Genomic DNA, 16,762 nt, shown 5'->3' on the forward strand with positions numbered 1-16,762 from the left:
AGGTTTGTTACGGAAGCAAGTCTCGAAATGCCTAGAGGCTATAAAATGGTGTCTGCTTTCTATGTAAGGGGATGAAATGATTTCAGAAAGTGTGGGAAATGTTTGATTTTTGGGCTCTTTGTCAACTGTAGTGGGTTGATGAGAAGTTATAATCTGGAGAGGACTAAATCAGTCCTCTCCTTTTTGATGTTCAAAGCGATGAGGATTCTAGTTTTAAAATTGTCAAAGTTCCGAAATCCGAAAGCGTTTCGCTTGATGACTTTGATGAGGTTGTTAGTAGCTTCTAGTTTTATGTTTGAGTAGGGCAGTTCCAGTGCGTTCAGGATCTTATCCTTGTTTTTCAAGAAGGTCTTAAAAACAGTTTGAAAAATAGGATTTACATAAGAAATGGTATCTTCAATGAGTCCAAAGACAAGTAAGGGAGCAGGAGCTGGAGTTGATTTATTACGGTGAAGATTTTGCGGATGTTCTCTTGTCAGTTATGGAGCAGAAAGCAGAAGCAACTGATCAAGAGTGTTTACAGGCTCTGCTTTACTATTATGAGCATGATGACTTTATGGATTTTGAATAGAGATAATTCATCAAGAGTTTTTTTAGAGGCGGCTTTCTTTATTGGCTTTGATAAAGATACGGACTAGTATAGAAATTTTTATAATGAGAAAGACAGGAGAAATGATGACCCCAAAAGAAATGTGGCAGGCCTACAAGAAAATCAATCCAGCGATTGGCGACGAAATTGACGCTTGGGTCTTCGGTGTTCAAGCAGACCAACTGGCTGATTTGGTGCTGAGTGGTGAGAAGACAGCGACGGCTTCGGCCTATGAGCTCTATAAGCTTGAAAATGAGCCTCTACCTCAAGTAGGAACTTTCGATGTCATACTGGACAGTCGTGACAGGGCAGTCTGTATCGTTGAAATCACCAAAGTCTCTGTGCTGCCTTTTAATGAGGTTTCAGCCGAACATGCCTTTAAGGAAGGAGAAGGAGATAAATCCTTGGCCTACTGGCAGCAAGTCCATGAGGCATTTTTCACAGAGTGTCTGGCGGAAGCCGGTTTGGAATTTTCCCAAGAAACGGCTGTCGTCCTTGAAGAATTTCGCAAGGTCTATCCGCTGGATTGAGCTTAAGTCTATTTTTGAATAGGCTTTTTATTTGCCCTTGATAAATCGAAACAAAAGTGTTACTATTAGGTATATAAAGAAATCGTGATTTGGAGGAGAAATGGACAAATTAATTTTAGGCTTACTCATGATAAAGCATTTTACAGTTTATGAAATCCGTCAGGTGATGCGGCAAAATTTCAGCTCTATGTGCAGCGACAGTCTAGGCAGTATCCAAGCAGCCTTAAAAAAACTGTCCCAGCAAGGAGCAGTGACTTATTCGGAGTATGTAGAAAAAGGAAAAATGAAGAAGGAATATGCCATTACTGCTTCTGGACGAATCTTGTTTTTGGAGTGGCTTAAAACGCCTATCGATATGAGCAAGAACAAGAATATGGACTTGGGGAAATTCCTTTTTATGGGTTATCTGCCTAAGAAAGAGCAGCTTCAGATGCTGGATTTGACCATTGAGGGGCTGGAAGTTGAAGTCCAAGAGTTTGAAGCTGTCAAAGACGCGATTCGTTATACAGAGGAGCAGGAAAGGGTAAAAGCCTATCTAGAGCAGAACAGCCACCTGGCTACAGAGCTGATAGAGACCAGTCAGGCGGCTGATTTAGCTGAAAGTATCTCTCAGATTGGCTATTTTGAGATGAAGACGCTGGAATTTGGGCTGGATTCGGCCCGCTTTCAGTTGGACTGGTTTAGCAAGCTTCGCCAGCAGTTGGCTGAAAATGAGAAAGAGTGCTGAGATACTAAGTATTCGAAAAGCAGTGGATACTTGCCTTGTTGATACATTTGGCAATGATTTTGAGAGTTTGAAAAACAAATTAGCAATTCTTCCGCTACAGGATATATCGACTATGTACCTGTAGATGCGGCTTATCGGCACCAAGGGATTGTTGGTCAGCTTCTGACAAAGGATTTAAAGAACTGATCTGGATGGGGTAACTGGCCAATAAAGAAGAAAATCTTAATTGAAAGACAGAAGTCGATTTAAGTCTGCAATCTATATAAATCCACAATTCATAAGGTCATAGAAACTAATTTTTCTACCAGTCTTTTAGAGACCGTTTCTGAAAAAGATTGAAAATAGCTCTAAAAAAGCTTATAATATAAGCTATAAAACGACAGAAGGCTTCTAGGAGGATTAATTTTGAAGAAGGTTCATTTTTTTATCATTTACGGCTGTGTCTGCTTTGTACTGATTGGCGGAACCTTTCTCTATACTTACTTTAAGCCTGGAGGAATCGCAGAAGCTCTTGAATCCCGCTTTAAGCTGTCGGCTGTAGTGGATGCATCCTTGAAAAAATTCGATCATGATAGTTTCTACATGGATCGGCTGTCTGAGTCAACCTATCTAGAGGGCTACAAAAAAAGAAAAGCCAAGACGGTTAAACAGCTGACTGTTTCAGATTCACCTTATTTAGCCAAGCTTTATGAAACCTATGATGATCAAGAATTGACCCATTATTTCAGTGAGGATCGGATGTACTTGGAAGAAAAAGACGGCTTTGAGACCATTGATGACACCGACTCACGGAAACATATCAATGGTTATTCGGGCATGTCCTCTTTTAAGGCTTTGCTGCAGGTCATGGTAGATAATGAGTCAGAACTGACTAAGAAAAAAGTGGACGGCGGCTATGAGTTTTCAGTAACAGCAGAAGGTGATTTAGCCTATGATCTTATCGATGCCTTCTACTATGCTTATAATGATGAGCATTATGATACGACCATTGATATTGAGAAGTGTCAGGTTGCCTTTGTGGTTGACCCTAAGACTCGGACCATTCGCTCTATTGATATGACCATGGATTTGGATGAAGATACAGCCTTAGATGGAGAATTGATTTACTTCAAGCAGAGGGCAGTCTTCAAGGATTATGGCAAGGCGAAAGTCCATCTTCCAAAGAAAATCAAAGAAAAAGAAGCAAAATCAGCTGTTTAATGGCTGATTTTTTTGTGCAAAAGTTTTTTTGTTGCAGATTTTTAAGGGGATGGCTTGATTTTAAATTTTTAAAAATTACCTTTTAGTGATATAATAAAGGTGATATCCTACAGAAAAGAGATCATTGATGACAAATTACGCGATTATTTTGGCTGCGGGTAAGGGTACTCGCATGAAGTCAGATTTACCCAAGGTACTGCATAAGGTTGCAGGGATTTCCATGCTGGAACATGTATTCCGCAGTGTCAATGCCATTGATCCAGAAAAGACCGTGACAGTTGTTGGCCACAAGGCAGAGCTAGTCGAGCAAGTCTTGGCAGGTCAGACAGACTTTGTCCGTCAGACTGAGCAGCTAGGAACAGGTCATGCCGTTATGATGGCGGAGCCTGTTTTGGAAAATCTGACTGGTCAGACGCTGGTCATTGCTGGCGATACTCCTCTGATTACAGGAGAAAGCCTGAAAAATCTGATTGACTTCCATATCAACCACAAGAATGTTGCGACTATCCTGACAGCAGAAGCAGATAATCCTTTCGGCTATGGCCGTATCGTTCGCAATCAGCACGACGAAGTCTTGAAAATTGTTGAGCAGAAGGATGCTTCTGATTTTGAACAGCAAATCAAGGAAATCAATACGGGGACTTACGTCTTTGACAATGCTCGCCTCTTTGAAGCCCTCAAAAACATCAATACCAATAATGCTCAAGGTGAATACTATATCACAGATGTGATTGGCATTTTCCGCGAGAATGGTGAAAAAGTCGGTGCTTATACGCTGAAAGACTTTGATGAGAGTCTGGGGGTTAATGACCGTGTAGCTTTGGCTACAGCTGAGAGTGTAATGCGCCACCGGATTAACCAGCAGCATATGGTTAACGGTGTCAGCTTTGTCAATCCTCATGCGACCTATATCGATGTGGATGTAGAAATTGCGCCTGAAGTTCAAGTTGAAGCAAATGTGACCCTGAAAGGTCAGACCAAGATTGGGGCAGAGACTATCCTGACCAATGGTACTTATATTGTGGACTCTGTCATTGGAGAGCGGGCCGTTATCACCAACTCTATGATTGAGGAGTCTAGTGTGGAAGATGGAGTGACGGTCGGGCCTTACGCTCACATTCGTCCAGGTTCTAGTCTGGCCAAGGATGTTCATGTCGGAAACTTTGTTGAAGTTAAAGGATCGTCAATCGGAGAAAATACCAAGGCTGGTCATTTGACCTATATTGGAAATTCTGAAGTCGGTGCTAATGTCAACTTTGGTGCGGGTACGATTACAGTCAATTATGATGGTCAGAAGAAGTACAAGACTATCATTGGTGACAATGTCTTTGTTGGTTCTAACTCGACCATTATTGCCCCAGTTGAGCTGGGTGACAACTCACTAGTCGGTGCGGGTTCTACTATTACCAAGGACGTACCAGCAGATGCCATTGCTCTGGGACGTGGCCGTCAGATTAACAAGGAAGATTATGCTAAGCGACTTCCTCATCACCCTCAAAATAAGTAGGTTTAGTCATGGAATTTGAAGAAAAAACCGTCCAACGGACGGAGATTTATCAGGGACCGATTTTTAAAGTGGTTCAGGACCAGGTAGAGCTGCCAGAGGGCAAGGGTCAAGCCCAAAGGGATTTGATTTTTCATAATGGCGCGGTGGCTGTAATTGCTATCACCCCGGAAAATAAGATGATTTTAGTTAAGCAGTACCGCAAGGCAATTGAAGCGACTTCTTACGAGATTCCAGCTGGCAAGCTGGAGGTAGGAGAGAATGCAGATCCCCAAGCGGCGGCCCTCCGAGAATTAGAAGAAGAGACCGGCTACACAGGACAGCTGGAGTTGGTCTATGATTTCTACTCTGCCATCGGTTTTTGTAATGAAAAAATCAAGCTCTACAGCGCCAGCCATTTAACAAAGGTCGAAAACCCTCGTCCCCAAGACGAGGATGAAACATTGGAACTTTTTGAAGTCAGTCTGGAGGAGGCGCATCAGTTGTTGCAAAACGGTGACATCTGCGATGCCAAGACCATCATGGCCCTTCAGTACTTGGAACAAAAAAATCTGAATAAATAGGAACGTAGATCAATGGGAAAAGCTTTATTAACAGATGAAATCATTGAGCGGGCTAACCGCGGTGAGGATATTTCGGGGCCGCCTCTCATGGATGATGAAGAAACTAAGATTCTTTCAACTGGCAGAAGCTCCTTTAGCTCGCAGCAGTCTAGCCGACAGGATACTCAGTTTGGTTATCAAAGCCCTCAAAACCGCTTTGGTTATGAAGAAGCTCGGTCTCAGCAGTATCAGAGTCAATTTGGCCATCAGACTGCTCAAAACCAAGAGGAGTTTACGGATGAGACTCTGCACATTGAGGTAGATCCGACCGTGACTAAGAGCCGTCGAATTGAAAATCAGAAGCGGAGCCTCTTTCAAGCCAAACTCAATAAGATTCTCCTTTGGGTGGTTATCCTGCTGATTGGTTTGATTGCTGCTATTATTTGGTGGCCTTAAAAACCTGCTCTATTGCACTTAAAAGGAAGCCTAGTCTGTCTAAGCTTCTTTTTCATCAGATGATTTGAGGTATTATATGAAAATTGGAATTATCGCTGCCATGCCCGAAGAGTTGAAGATACTGCTGGAGCATTTAGAAAACCCGCAGAAGCACCTACGTTTGGGCCATGTCTATCATACGGGCTCCATCGGCTACCATGAAGTGGTGTTGGTCGAAAGCGGGATTGGCAAGGTTATGTCCGCTATGAGTGTGGCTGTTTTGGTCAATGACTTCAAGGTCACAGCCGTGATTAACACAGGCTCAGCTGGAGCAGTGGCAGAAGGTCTGGCTATCGGCGACGTGGTGGTCGCAGATCGTCTGGTCTACCATGATGTGGACGTGACGGCCTTTGGCTATGACTACGGTCAGATGGCACGGCAGCCACTCTATTTTGAAGCGAGCCGCTATCTGGTTGCTGAAATGAAGAAAATTTTGGAAAAGACCCATCAAAAGGCCAGAGTAGGTTTGATTGCGACAGGTGACAGCTTTGTTGCTGGTCAAGATAAGATTGATCGCATTAAGGAGCATTTCCCAGATGTCCTGGCTGTCGAGATGGAAGGCGCAGCTATTGCTCAAGCTACACATTCGATCGGCCTGCCTTTTATGGTTATTCGCGCCATGAGCGATACGGCAAGTCATGATGCCAATGTCACTTTTGATGAATTCATTCTTGAAGCTGGTAAACGCTCTGCAGAAACCCTGATTCAGTTTCTGAAAGAGTTGGTTTAAAGGGGGAGATAGTATGTACAAAGAGTCTTATTTTGATGGTGGTCTCTTTTCTTACATCGGTCATGTGATTTTGGCTACCTTGATTACCGTTTTTACACTGGGGATTTGTGCCCCATGGGGCATGTGTATTCTGTATAATTGGAAGATAAAACATACAGTTATTGACGGGCAACGTCTTTACTTTGACGGTACTGCCATGCAGCTTTTTGGAAATTGGATCAAGTGGTGGCTCCTGACCATTGTTACCTTTGGTATTTATGGCTTTTGGCTGAAGATCAAACTGACCCAGTGGATTACCAAGCATACGCATCATGCGAATTGAGGACAAGCAAGCGAGACTTAAGTGGCTCGCTTTTCCTTTTCTTCTGTCTTGCCCAAAAATCCCTTTTGATGGTATAATCAAGGAACTGCAATCAATGATATAGGAGAAAAAATGAGTATCTTAGAAGTTAAAAATCTCAGCCACGGTTTTGGAGACCGGGCTATTTTTGAGGATGTATCCTTCCGCCTGCTCAAGGGTGAGCATATCGGCCTAGTCGGTGCCAATGGTGAGGGGAAGTCAACCTTTATGAGTATTGTGACGGGTAAAATGCTGCCGGATGAAGGCAAGGTCGAGTGGTCCAAGTATGTGACAGCTGGCTATCTGGACCAGCATGCTGTTTTGGAGCAAGGCCAGTCCGTCCGCGATGTTTTGCGCACGGCTTTTGACGAGCTTTTCAAGACGGAGGCTCGTATCAATGAAATCTATATGAGCATGGCTGAGGAAGGAGCTGATGTTGATGCCCTGATGGAAGAAGTGGGCGAGCTGCAGGACCGCTTGGAGAGTCGAGATTTCTATACTCTGGATGCCAAGATTGACGAAGTTGCACGGGCACTAGATGTCATGGACTACGGTATGGAAAGCGATGTGACGGAGCTATCTGGTGGGCAGCGGACTAAGGTTCTCTTAGCTAAGCTGCTTCTTGAAAAACCAGATATCCTACTCTTGGACGAGCCAACCAACTATCTGGATGCGGAGCATATTGACTGGCTCAAGCGCTATCTCCAAAACTATGAAAATGCCTTTGTTCTGATTTCCCACGATATTCCTTTCCTGAATGACGTGATCAATATCGTCTACCATGTGGAAAATCAGCACTTGACTCGTTATTCTGGCGACTACTATCAGTTCCAGGAAGTCTATGAGATGAAAAAATCTCAGCTGGAAGCGGCCTATGAGCGACAGCAGAAAGAAATTGCGGACCTTAAGGACTTTGTGGCTCGCAATAAAGCCCGTGTGGCGACCCGTAATATGGCTATGTCACGTCAGAAAAAGCTGGATAAGATGGACATTATTGAACTGCAAAGTGAGAAGCCTAAGCCTTCATTTGACTTCAAGCCTGCCCGAACACCTGGCCGCTTTATTTTCCAAGCCAAGGATTTGCAGATTGGCTACGACCGACCGCTAACCCAGCCCCTTAACCTGACCTTTGAGCGTAATCAGAAGGTAGCAATCATCGGAGCGAATGGGATTGGAAAAACAACCCTGCTCAAGAGTTTGTTGGGGATTATCCCGCCTATTTCAGGTCAGGTCGAGCGTGGGGACTATCTGGAGCTGGGTTATTTCGAGCAGGAAGTCGAAGGTGGCAATCGTCAGACACCGCTGGAAGCAGTCTGGAACGCCTTTCCGGCACTTAATCAGGCAGAAGTCCGAGCGGCTCTAGCTAGATGTGGCTTGACTTCTAAGCACATCGAGAGCCAGATTCAGGTTCTTTCAGGTGGGGAGCAAGCTAAGGTCCGCCTTTGCCTCCTCATGAATCGAGAAAATAATGTTCTTGTGCTGGACGAGCCGACCAATCACCTGGATGTCGATGCCAAGGAAGAGCTCAAACGAGCTCTGAAAGAATACAAGGGCAGCATCCTCATGGTCTGTCACGAGCCTGATTTCTATGAAGGCTGGATGGACCAGATCTGGGATTTTAACCAGTTGACTTGATAAAATTTAAAAAAGAAAAGAGACGGTTCATTGAGAATCGTCTCTTTCTGTTGCTAATAATTCAAAAACTGCTCGATTTCCTGCTTTTCAATCTGTTTGCCGTGCTGGCAGACTGGGCAGGTGAGGTAATGTTTTCTACCGTAAGGAAAGGTAGGAATCCAATAGAGTGTAAACTTTCGGCCGGTTTCAATAATGTCCCAAGGTGCGACGTTGTGGCAGTTGGCACACTCGATATTGCTTTGGGTCTGTCCTACGTTTTTCTGATAACCTTTATATCCCCAGATAATCATATTGATTTCCCTCCTTTATTGGTTGGGCGGTCAGCTTATTTGCTGAAGTCATAGTCCTTGATAATCTCGATTTTTTCAATCTTGATATCTTTTTTAGGCTTGTCATTGTCGTCTGTTTCTGCGGCAGCGATTTTGTCCACCACATCCATCCCTTCCAGCACTTGGCCAAATACGGTATAAGCACCGCCATCTAAAGTAGGATTTCCACCGTTTTTATAGGCTTCGATGATTTTAGCTGGGAAGGAATCCGTAGACATTTGGCTAGACAAGTCTTTCTTGCTTTGGTTGATAAAGAACTGACTGCCATTGGTATCAGGGCCTGCATTGGCCATGGATAGGGCGCCTCGAATATTATAGAGATATGGAGAATACTCATTTTTAAAGCCGTTTCCAGAGTCTTTAGACTTATCTTTTCCCTTCCAGATAGACTCGCCTCCAGTGCCGTTGCCTTTAGGATCTCCGGTCTGAATCATGAATTCATTGATTACACGGTGGAATAAAACGCCATCATAGTAGCCTTCCTTGGCATGAGTTAGGAAGTTTTCAACGGCCAGTGGGGCTTGTTTTGGAAAGAGCTTGATGCGGATATCGCCTTCAGTCGTTACCAACTTGACTTCCGCTTCATCTTCAGCAACTTCTGTAGATAGCTGCGGAAAATTGGCATTTTCGTTAGTCATGGCATCCTTGAATTGCTCACGGAGTTTGCTGGTTTCCTCTGGATCAGAGCTAGAGCTCACTAGAGAGGAACTGCTGGATGAGTTGGAGGAGCTAGTAGTCTCCTCTTTCTTACCTTTACCAGAGCAGCCAGCCAAGACAAGTCCTGATAAGAGGCTGATAAGAAGAATTTTTTTCATATAAAACCTTTCTCACATTAGATTGTAAACTACTGATATTTTACTACAATTAGGCTAGTTTTTCAAACCCTCCTGTGTCAGACAATCCAGAAGCAGATTTTTAAGTACTGATGGCCGTAAGTTTAGGCCGCAAATTGCTTCTATGTCTAACCATTCAGGTTGATAGATATTCTGGGTATGACTGCGAAGGGATTCCTCGCCCTGAATCATTGGTGTTGATGTATGGCTGATAGTGGCGCGAAAATAGATTTCTAAGCGGTGGCCATTTCTGAAAGTAAAGGCTGGCTGCAGCTGCTCTTCAGATAAGCTCCAACCCAGCTCTTCCTGAATTTCTCGCTGAGCTGCTTGGACTGCAGTCTCACCTGACTCGGCTCCGCCGCCCGGTATCACAAAATACTCTTCTCCATTTTTCCAGCGGTGGATGAGCAGTATTTGCTTGGTTTGGGGATTGAAAAGAATGACTCCGGCTCGCATTATCTTCCTCCTGATATGTTTTTACTATTAATTAATTAGAATTTCCTTATATTCTAACACAAGAACAAGAGTTTTGCTTGGACTTGTTAAAAGTATGGTAGAGTGAACAAATTCATCTTGATGTAATTAAATTTTATCTGAAGAGAGGGTTTAATAGCAGGCGAACTTGTGCATAGAGAAATGTTATGGTAAAATAAACAGTGTAAAAATAATAAGGAGTGTTTTCCATGGAGAAAAGACTGACAAGAGATGTCAACAACAAAAAAATCGCTGGTGTATGTGCTGGTATCGCAAACTACTTTGATTTAGATCCAACCTTGGTTCGTGTTATTTGGATTCTTTTGGTCTGTGTGGCAGGTACAGGTGTCTTGGCTTACTTGATTGCTTGGGCGGTTATGCCAGAGGCTTAATAAGAATTTTGTGATAGTGAAATGAGAACTGGCTAGCCCAGTTCTTTTTGCGTGGATAAATAAGTTTTTTTGTTTCTGATCTAGATAAAAGATTTCTCATCTAAGGCTCAAATATGGTATAATAAGGGTTATGGCAACTAAGAAAAACACGAAAAAAGGCCGGACAACTCGCCGGCCGACAAAAGCAGAATTAGAAAGACAAAAAGCAATAAAGAGAATGATTGCCACCTTTGTGTTGGCTCTTATTCTTTTGTTTGCAGCGATAAAGCTGGGCGCTTTTGGGGTCACCATTTATAATATGATTCGCCTCTTGGTGGGAAGCTTGGCCTATTTGGCTATTCTGGCCAGCTTTGGCTATCTCTTTTTTTTCAAGTGGCTGCACAAGCACGAGGGGACGGTTTCAGGATTTATCAGCCTCTTTTTGGGACTGGAGTTAATTTTCCAAGCTTATTTTGTCAGTGTGTTGAAGCTAGAGGGAGCAGCTGTCTTATCCACAACTCTAGGCAGGGTTTTGACTGATCTGACAGCCTTTAAGGTCAGCTCCTTCGCGGGTGGTGGCCTGCTAGGTTCTCTCCTTTACGCGCCTATCTCTTTTCTTTTTTCAAATATCGGCTCCTATTTCTTCGGCCTGCTCCTCATTCTTTTGGGCGGTCTCCTAATGAGCCCGTGGTCTATCTATGATATTTCAGAAAAGGCTATGGCTGCTTTTCAAAATTGGAGAGAGAAGCAGGAAGAAAAGCGACAGCTTCGTTTCTTGGAGCAGGAAGAGAAAGCTGCACAGGCAGCGATGCAAGCCATTGAAGTAGAGCAGGAAGAAGTCGAGGTCGATTCTGAAACAGGAGAGATTTTAGATGACGAGGACTTGTCAGATACAGCTGTGGACTTTGACGAGGCAGACTATGAGGAAGTGGGAGAGTATGACCCTCATGAGCCTATGGACTTTGGTCGCGAAGAAGAGACGGACGAGACAGATGTAGACGTTGAAGTGGACTTTACCGCCAAGGAAAGTCTAGACTATAAGCTGCCGACCATCAACCTCTTTGCGCCCGACAAGCCTAAGAATCAGTCCAAAGAAAAGCGCATTGTCCGAGATAATATCAAAATTTTGGAAGAGACCTTTGCTAGTTTTGGGATCAAGGCTGCTGTTGAGCGGGCTGAAATCGGACCTTCCGTTACTAAGTACGAGGTCAAGCCAGCTGTCGGTGTTCGGGTCAATCGGATTTCCAATCTGGCAGATGATTTGGCTCTAGCCTTGGCTGCCAAGGATGTGCGGATTGAAGCGCCGATTCCTGGGAAATCTCTTGTCGGGATTGAAGTACCCAACTCTGAAGTTGCGACCGTGACCTTCCGAGAACTCTGGGAACAGTCGAAAACGGATGCCAACAAGCTCCTAGAAATCCCACTTGGGAAGGCTGTCAACGGCTCTGTCCGCTCCTTTGACTTGGCTAAGATGCCCCATCTCTTGGTAGCGGGCTCTACTGGTTCTGGAAAATCTGTGGCCGTCAACGGTATTATTGCCAGCATTCTCATGAAAGCCAGACCGGATGAAGTCAAGTTTATGATGGTGGATCCTAAGATGGTGGAGCTGTCCGTTTATAATGACATTCCTCACTTGCTTATCCCAGTCGTGACCAATCCTCGCAAGGCTAGCCGTGCACTCCAGAAGGTTGTAGATGAGATGGAAAACCGCTATGAACTCTTCTCCAAGGTCGGTGCCCGTAACATTGCTGGCTACAATGCTAAAGTAGCCGAGTACAATGCTCAGTCAGAATACAAGCAGGTTCCCCTGCCTTTAATCGTCGTCATCGTGGACGAGCTGGCTGACCTTATGATGGTGGCCAGCAAGGAAGTGGAAGATGCCATTATTCGTCTGGGACAAAAAGCGCGTGCAGCTGGGATTCACATGATTCTGGCTACCCAGCGTCCATCAGTAGATGTTATCTCCGGTCTGATTAAGGCCAATGTACCCTCTCGGATTGCCTTTGCTGTATCCAGTGGGACAGACAGTCGGACCATTCTGGATGAAAATGGAGCAGAAAAGCTCTTGGGTCGTGGGGATATGCTCTTTAAGCCTATTGATGAAAACCATCCGGTTCGTTTGCAGGGCTCCTTTATCTCAGATGAAGATGTGGAGCGAATCGTAGCCTTTGTCAAGAATCAAGCTGAAGCTGATTATGATGATAGCTTTGATCCTGGTGAAGTATCTGAAAGTGATTTGGATACTGGTGGGGGCGATGATGAAGGCGATCCTCTCTTTGAAGAAGCCAAGGCCTTGGTTATCGAGACTCAGAAAGCCAGCGCATCTATGATTCAGCGGCGACTCTCGGTCGGCTTTAACCGGGCTACTCGTCTCATGGAAGAGCTTGAAGCGGCAGGCGTTATCGGACCAGCAGAAGGAACTAAGCCGAGAAAAGTTTTGCAGACGAATTGATTCGAATTTCACTAGTCTGCCAGCAAGATAATCATTTGATAAAAATAAATCTGCCAGCTGTCAGCCGGCAGATTTTCTCTACTTACACATTGCCAAGGAAAGGACAAGAAGGTATGAAACTAGACACCATTCACCATATAGCCATCATTGGCCATGATTATGCTAAGACCAGGGAGTTTTATGTGGACAAGCTGGGCTTTGATATGCTGGATGAGCACCATCGGTCGGACAAGAAGGATATTCTCTTTAATGTCCGCAAGGGAAATCTGACTCTGGAAATTTTTATCAAGGAAGAAGCCCCCAAGCGGCCAGCCCTGCCGCATCCTGAGCATACCGGTCTGCGGCATCTGGCCTTCCGAGTAACAGATGTCGAAGAAACGCTAGCGGAATTTGACCGTTTGGAGATTCCTCATACCGAGCTGCGCTATGACGACTTCGACGGCCGTAAGATGGCTTTCTTCTTTGATCCGGATGGCCTGCCTCTGGAGATTCACGAATAAGACTAGGAAAATCGGGAGGTTCTTCTTTCACGGCAAAAGAAGGACTTGTAAATCTCACATATGAAAAACCCATCGGCTATCTGATAACCGATGGGTCTTGTTTTACATTATTACAAAAAGAGTCCGATGACCATGGCTAGGTACATGAAGAAAGTCAGAAGAAAACCAGCCCGCCAGAAGAACTTAAAGAACTTGGGGTAGTAGAAGCTCCGTTTTTTCTTGAGAAAATAGATAGTAATGGCGATAGCGAGAACTGAGAGAGCTAAGGTCAGCTGGGGCAGCAAGCTATGATAGTAGGCCTTGTCTGAAATGATATAAAATTCCACAACAAAAAGCGGAAAAGCCAAGTCCGCAAAGTTTAAACCGTATTTTCTTAATTGAAAAACTCGCACTGTAATAGTGGTTAAAATCAAAGTTAAAAAGATAAATAAAATCGAAGCAATCTTTAATAGTGTCATAAGATTATTTTACCACAAAAAATTCAAAAAAGAAGATAAAATTCCTTGCATTTAACAAAGTTTAGTGTATAATAGAAAGGTATGCGAAAAGCATACTTGTGGGAGGTAAAAATCTTTATTTACCGCCAAAACCACAAAGGAGGATTTAAAAATGGCTAAAAAAGTCGAAAAACTTGTAAAATTGCAAATCCCTGCTGGTAAAGCTACTCCAGCTCCACCAGTTGGTCCTGCGCTTGGTCAAGCCGGTATCAACATCATGGGATTCACTAAGGAGTTCAACGCTCGTACAGCTGACCAAGCTGGTATGATTATTCCAGTTGTTATCTCAGTTTACGAAGACAAATCATTCACTTTCGTGACTAAGACTCCGCCAGCTGCTGTTCTTTTGAAGAAAGCTGCAGGTGTTGAAAAAGGTTCTGGTGAGCCAAACAAAACGAAAGTTGCAACAGTTACTCGTGCGCAAGTACAAGAAATTGCTGAAACTAAGATGCCAGATTTGAACGCTGCAAACATCGAGTCTGCAATGCGTATGATTGAAGGTACTGCTCGTTCTATGGGATTCACTGTTGTTGACTAATCAATAACGCTCATCCCATTTGCCCGCATTACACTTGATCAGATTGACGAGTGACGTGGGAGATGAAAATCGATTGAACCACTTACAAGGAGAAAGATAAAATGGCTAAAAAAAGCAAACAACTTCGTGCTGCTCTTGAAAAAATCGACAGCACAAAAGCATACAGCGTAGAAGAAGCTGTAGCACTTGCAAAAGAAACTAACTTTGCAAAATTCGACGCAACTGTAGAAGTTGCTTACAACTTGAACATCGACGTTAAAAAAGCTGACCAACAAATCCGTGGCGCAATGGTATTGCCAAACGGAACTGGTAAAACTTCACGCGTTCTTGTTTTCGCTCGTGGTGCTAAAGCAGAAGAAGCGAAAGCTGCTGGTGCAGACTTCGTTGGTGAAGATGACCTGGTTGCAAAAATCAACGACGGTTGGTTGGACTTTGACGTAGTAATCGCTACACCTGACATGATGGCTCTTGTAGGTCGCCTTGGACGTGTCCTTGGACCTCGTAACTTGATGCCAAACCCTAAGACTGGTACTGTAACAATGGACGTTGCAAAAGCAGTTGAAGAGTCTAAAGGTGGTAAGATTACTTACCGTGCAGACCGTGCAGGTAACGTACAAGCTATCATTGGTAAAGTTTCATTTGAAGCTGACAAGTTGGTTGAAAACTTCAAAGCTTTCAACGACACAATCCAAAAAGCGAAACCAGCTACTGCTAAAGGTACTTACGTAACGAACCTGACTATCACTACTACACAAGGTGTTGGTATCAAGGTTGACGTAAACTCACTTTAAGAATTATATTGAACTGCCTTTGGGTAGTTCTTTTTTTGAAATAAAAATGCTGATAACGATTACAAACTCATAGAAACATGTTATAATAATATCGAATCAATTTATTTTATAATAAAAGGAGACGGTGTCATGAAAAAAGATCAGAACCAGCTAACCTGGCTGATGGTATCTCTGATTGCTTTTAATATGGTCTGGGGTCTGGGAAATGTGGTTAATAACTATTCCCAGCAGGGCATTTCGGTAATTGTGTCTTGGATTCTTATCCTGGCTATTTACTTTATTCCCTATGCCCTCATCGTGGGGCAGCTAGGCTCGACTTTTAAGGAGAGCGGAGGCGGTGTCAGTGACTGGGTGGAGAAAACCTCTACCAAGCGGCTGGCTTATTTTGCGGCCTGGACTTACTGGGTGGTGCACATTCCTTATCTGGCTCAAAAGCCACAGGGTGTTTTGATTCCGCTGGGCTGGGCCATTCAGGGGAATGGTGACTTTTTGAGCAGTCTTGATATTCATTGGATTGTTATTCTTAGCTTACTGATTTTCGGTGCCTTTCTCTACTTGTCTACCAAGGGGCTGTCCACGCTCAAGGTGATTGGGGGCTTGGCAGGAAGTGCCATGCTCATCATGTCTTTCCTCTTCGTTCTCTTAGCTGTCGGCGCGCCTTTTATCAAACCTGACATGCAGTTTGCGACGGCCAATATGGATAAGCTCAGCACTTATATTCCCAACTTTGACTTCTCTTATTTCACGACTATCTCCCTCTTAGTCTTTGCGGTCGGTGGAGCTGAGAAAATTTCGCCTTACGTTAATCAAACACGCAATCCAGCCAAGGAGTTTCCAAAGGGGATGATTGTCATGGCTGTCATGGTTGGTGCTTCTGCTATCCTAGGTTCACTGGCTATGGGCATGCTTTTTGATGGCGGCAATATTCCTGAGGATCTGATGCGAAATGGTGCTTATCAAGCCTTCCAAAAGCTGGGCAACTACTGGGGAGTGGGCAATGTACTAGTAGTCATCTATGCCCTGACCAACATGGTTGGACAGATTGCTGCACTGGCTTTCTCTATTGATGCGCCTCTGCAAATCATGCTCAATAATGCTGATGAAGAGTTTGTCCCAAGCTGGCTGCGCAAGCGGACATCAAAAGGTGTCCTCATTAACGGTTACATCTTGACAGGGATTTTAGTTAGCTTCTTGATTATTCTGCCAATCTTTGGAATCAAGGAAATTGACGGCCTAGTCAAATGGATGACCAACCTCAACTCCATCGTTATGCCCATGCGGTATCTCTGGGTATTCCTGGCCTACATGATGTTGAACAAGGCCTGGAAGAAGTACAAGGATGCCGAGTACAAGTTTACTAAAAATCCAAAAGTTGGCTTTGCCATCGGAGCTTGGTGCTTCCTCTTTACAGCCTTTGCCTGCATCTTAGGGATGGTTCCCAAAGTAGACTATGCAACAGATCCAGCTGGCTGGCAATTCTCTCTCTTGACTAATATTTTGACGCCAACCGTCCTAATCAGTCTGGGTGTCATCCTGCCGCTCTTAGCTAAGTGGGAAAAGAAACAGTCGCTCAAGCAGTGAGTAGACCTTGTAAAAGATGATTGAAATATTCATTCCCAGTCCTATCTGATGATGGGGCTGGTTTTTCTGTGAAATGAGCTTGTCTGCTCTGCTATTTTACAAAA

General features: G+C 44.2%; 19 protein-coding genes and 2 pseudogenes. 16 read left to right on the top strand and 5 right to left on the bottom strand.

Features of this window, described 5'->3' with window-relative positions:
- Positions 1-146: 146 nt before the first annotated feature.
- A pseudogene (locus J1C81_RS03815) lies at positions 147-410 on the bottom strand (transposase); the annotation flags it as partial.
- On the opposite strand from J1C81_RS03815, the pseudogene J1C81_RS03820 reads away from it, so the two are divergent.
- From J1C81_RS03820 to J1C81_RS03865, 10 genes and pseudogenes are all read left to right on the top strand, one after another.
- Positions 410-571 (top strand): annotated as a pseudogene (locus J1C81_RS03820) (DUF7716 domain-containing protein); the annotation flags it as partial. The pseudogenes J1C81_RS03815 and J1C81_RS03820 sit on opposite strands and share 1 nt — an antisense overlap.
- Positions 572-675: 104 nt before the next feature.
- On the top strand, positions 676-1,119 hold the full coding sequence (locus tag J1C81_RS03825; protein ID WP_032909683.1) for an ASCH domain-containing protein: 444 nt from the start codon (positions 676-678) through the stop codon (positions 1,117-1,119).
- 100 nt (positions 1,120-1,219) lie between these two features.
- Positions 1,220-1,846 carry a PadR family transcriptional regulator gene (locus J1C81_RS03830; protein ID WP_002914677.1) on the top strand — a complete coding sequence of 209 codons (627 nt, stop codon included), beginning with the start codon at positions 1,220-1,222 and terminating at the stop codon, positions 1,844-1,846.
- A 405-nt stretch (positions 1,847-2,251) separates the two neighbouring features.
- Positions 2,252-3,046 carry a hypothetical protein gene (locus tag J1C81_RS03835; protein ID WP_002914679.1) on the top strand — a complete coding sequence of 265 codons (795 nt, stop codon included), beginning with the start codon at positions 2,252-2,254 and terminating at the stop codon, positions 3,044-3,046.
- A 127-nt stretch (positions 3,047-3,173) separates the two neighbouring features.
- Positions 3,174-4,553: a bifunctional UDP-N-acetylglucosamine diphosphorylase/glucosamine-1-phosphate N-acetyltransferase GlmU gene (glmU, locus tag J1C81_RS03840; RefSeq protein WP_002914680.1), complete on the top strand. Its 1,380-nt coding sequence runs from the start codon at positions 3,174-3,176 to the stop codon at positions 4,551-4,553.
- A gap of 8 nt (positions 4,554-4,561) precedes the next feature.
- Positions 4,562-5,113 (top strand): NUDIX hydrolase, encoded by a 552-nt coding sequence (locus J1C81_RS03845; RefSeq protein WP_002914681.1) that lies wholly within the window; start codon positions 4,562-4,564, stop codon positions 5,111-5,113.
- A gap of 12 nt (positions 5,114-5,125) precedes the next feature.
- A complete protein-coding gene (gene macP / locus J1C81_RS03850; RefSeq protein ID WP_002899866.1) occupies positions 5,126-5,548 on the top strand; it encodes a cell wall synthase accessory phosphoprotein MacP in 423 nt (140 codons plus the stop codon).
- Positions 5,549-5,624: 76 nt separating this feature from the next.
- On the top strand, positions 5,625-6,317 hold the full coding sequence (locus J1C81_RS03855) for a 5'-methylthioadenosine/adenosylhomocysteine nucleosidase (protein WP_002914682.1): 693 nt from the start codon (positions 5,625-5,627) through the stop codon (positions 6,315-6,317).
- Positions 6,318-6,330: 13 nt separating this feature from the next.
- A complete protein-coding gene (locus J1C81_RS03860; RefSeq protein WP_002914683.1) occupies positions 6,331-6,639 on the top strand; it encodes a DUF898 family protein in 309 nt (102 codons plus the stop codon).
- Between the two features lie 111 nt (positions 6,640-6,750).
- A complete protein-coding gene (locus tag J1C81_RS03865; protein WP_002914684.1) occupies positions 6,751-8,292 on the top strand; it encodes an ABC-F family ATP-binding cassette domain-containing protein in 1,542 nt (513 codons plus the stop codon).
- 53 nt (positions 8,293-8,345) lie between these two features.
- On the opposite strand, the gene J1C81_RS03870 is transcribed toward J1C81_RS03865, so the two are convergent.
- Genes J1C81_RS03870 through J1C81_RS03880 form a run of 3 tightly spaced genes read right to left on the bottom strand, consistent with a single transcriptional unit; the run spans position 8,346 to position 9,910 of the window.
- Positions 8,346-8,582 carry a zinc-ribbon domain-containing protein gene (locus J1C81_RS03870; protein WP_002897142.1) on the bottom strand — a complete coding sequence of 79 codons (237 nt, stop codon included), beginning with the start codon at positions 8,580-8,582 and terminating at the stop codon, positions 8,346-8,348.
- Between the two features lie 35 nt (positions 8,583-8,617).
- Positions 8,618-9,436, bottom strand: a complete 819-nt coding sequence (locus J1C81_RS03875; RefSeq protein WP_002899874.1) for a peptidylprolyl isomerase — start codon at positions 9,434-9,436, stop codon at positions 8,618-8,620.
- A gap of 54 nt (positions 9,437-9,490) precedes the next feature.
- Positions 9,491-9,910: an NUDIX hydrolase gene (locus J1C81_RS03880; protein ID WP_002914685.1), complete on the bottom strand. Its 420-nt coding sequence runs from the start codon at positions 9,908-9,910 to the stop codon at positions 9,491-9,493.
- Between the two features lie 227 nt (positions 9,911-10,137).
- On the opposite strand from J1C81_RS03880, the gene J1C81_RS03885 reads away from it, so the two are divergent.
- The 3 genes from J1C81_RS03885 (at position 10,138) to gloA2 (ending at position 13,251) form a co-directional block, all read left to right on the top strand.
- Positions 10,138-10,320: a PspC domain-containing protein gene (locus tag J1C81_RS03885; RefSeq protein ID WP_002899876.1), complete on the top strand. Its 183-nt coding sequence runs from the start codon at positions 10,138-10,140 to the stop codon at positions 10,318-10,320.
- Positions 10,321-10,450: 130 nt separating this feature from the next.
- Positions 10,451-12,751 carry a DNA translocase FtsK gene (locus tag J1C81_RS03890; RefSeq protein ID WP_002914687.1) on the top strand — a complete coding sequence of 767 codons (2,301 nt, stop codon included), beginning with the start codon at positions 10,451-10,453 and terminating at the stop codon, positions 12,749-12,751.
- Between the two features lie 113 nt (positions 12,752-12,864).
- Positions 12,865-13,251 carry an SMU1112c/YaeR family gloxylase I-like metalloprotein gene (gloA2, locus tag J1C81_RS03895; RefSeq protein WP_032909684.1) on the top strand — a complete coding sequence of 129 codons (387 nt, stop codon included), beginning with the start codon at positions 12,865-12,867 and terminating at the stop codon, positions 13,249-13,251.
- Positions 13,252-13,361: 110 nt separating this feature from the next.
- Here gloA2 and J1C81_RS03900 read toward each other — a convergent pair whose 3' ends face one another.
- Positions 13,362-13,709, bottom strand: a complete 348-nt coding sequence (locus tag J1C81_RS03900; protein ID WP_002897148.1) for a DUF3397 domain-containing protein — start codon at positions 13,707-13,709, stop codon at positions 13,362-13,364.
- 151 nt (positions 13,710-13,860) lie between these two features.
- On the opposite strand from J1C81_RS03900, the gene rplK reads away from it, so the two are divergent.
- The 3 genes from rplK to J1C81_RS03915 all read left to right on the top strand — a co-directional run bounded on the left by rplK (position 13,861) and on the right by J1C81_RS03915 (position 16,658).
- A complete protein-coding gene (gene rplK / locus J1C81_RS03905) occupies positions 13,861-14,286 on the top strand; it encodes a 50S ribosomal protein L11 (protein ID WP_002894851.1) in 426 nt (141 codons plus the stop codon).
- A gap of 101 nt (positions 14,287-14,387) precedes the next feature.
- Positions 14,388-15,077, top strand: a complete 690-nt coding sequence (rplA, locus tag J1C81_RS03910) for a 50S ribosomal protein L1 (protein ID WP_002894855.1) — start codon at positions 14,388-14,390, stop codon at positions 15,075-15,077.
- A 129-nt stretch (positions 15,078-15,206) separates the two neighbouring features.
- A complete protein-coding gene (locus J1C81_RS03915; RefSeq protein ID WP_002914689.1) occupies positions 15,207-16,658 on the top strand; it encodes an APC family permease in 1,452 nt (483 codons plus the stop codon).
- The last annotated feature ends 104 nt before the right edge of the window (positions 16,659-16,762 follow it).

It is taken from the genome of Streptococcus sanguinis (assembly GCF_050225395.1).
Lineage (GTDB): Bacteria > Bacillota > Bacilli > Lactobacillales > Streptococcaceae > Streptococcus.

Coding starts and splice junctions, on each gene's coding strand:
- J1C81_RS03825 (WP_032909683.1), top strand. CDS start 676: ATGACCCCAAAAGAAATGTGGCAGGCCTACAAGAAAATCAATCCAGCG.
- J1C81_RS03830 (WP_002914677.1), top strand. CDS start 1,220: ATGGACAAATTAATTTTAGGCTTACTCATGATAAAGCATTTTACAGTT.
- glmU (WP_002914680.1), top strand. CDS start 3,174: ATGACAAATTACGCGATTATTTTGGCTGCGGGTAAGGGTACTCGCATG.
- J1C81_RS03845 (WP_002914681.1), top strand. CDS start 4,562: ATGGAATTTGAAGAAAAAACCGTCCAACGGACGGAGATTTATCAGGGA.
- macP (WP_002899866.1), top strand. CDS start 5,126: ATGGGAAAAGCTTTATTAACAGATGAAATCATTGAGCGGGCTAACCGC.
- J1C81_RS03855 (WP_002914682.1), top strand. CDS start 5,625: ATGAAAATTGGAATTATCGCTGCCATGCCCGAAGAGTTGAAGATACTG.
- J1C81_RS03860 (WP_002914683.1), top strand. CDS start 6,331: ATGTACAAAGAGTCTTATTTTGATGGTGGTCTCTTTTCTTACATCGGT.
- J1C81_RS03865 (WP_002914684.1), top strand. CDS start 6,751: ATGAGTATCTTAGAAGTTAAAAATCTCAGCCACGGTTTTGGAGACCGG.
- J1C81_RS03870 (WP_002897142.1), bottom strand. CDS start 8,582: ATGATTATCTGGGGATATAAAGGTTATCAGAAAAACGTAGGACAGACC.
- J1C81_RS03875 (WP_002899874.1), bottom strand. CDS start 9,436: ATGAAAAAAATTCTTCTTATCAGCCTCTTATCAGGACTTGTCTTGGCT.
- J1C81_RS03880 (WP_002914685.1), bottom strand. CDS start 9,910: ATGCGAGCCGGAGTCATTCTTTTCAATCCCCAAACCAAGCAAATACTG.
- J1C81_RS03885 (WP_002899876.1), top strand. CDS start 10,138: ATGGAGAAAAGACTGACAAGAGATGTCAACAACAAAAAAATCGCTGGT.
- J1C81_RS03890 (WP_002914687.1), top strand. CDS start 10,451: ATGGCAACTAAGAAAAACACGAAAAAAGGCCGGACAACTCGCCGGCCG.
- gloA2 (WP_032909684.1), top strand. CDS start 12,865: ATGAAACTAGACACCATTCACCATATAGCCATCATTGGCCATGATTAT.
- J1C81_RS03900 (WP_002897148.1), bottom strand. CDS start 13,709: ATGACACTATTAAAGATTGCTTCGATTTTATTTATCTTTTTAACTTTG.
- rplK (WP_002894851.1), top strand. CDS start 13,861: ATGGCTAAAAAAGTCGAAAAACTTGTAAAATTGCAAATCCCTGCTGGT.
- rplA (WP_002894855.1), top strand. CDS start 14,388: ATGGCTAAAAAAAGCAAACAACTTCGTGCTGCTCTTGAAAAAATCGAC.
- J1C81_RS03915 (WP_002914689.1), top strand. CDS start 15,207: ATGAAAAAAGATCAGAACCAGCTAACCTGGCTGATGGTATCTCTGATT.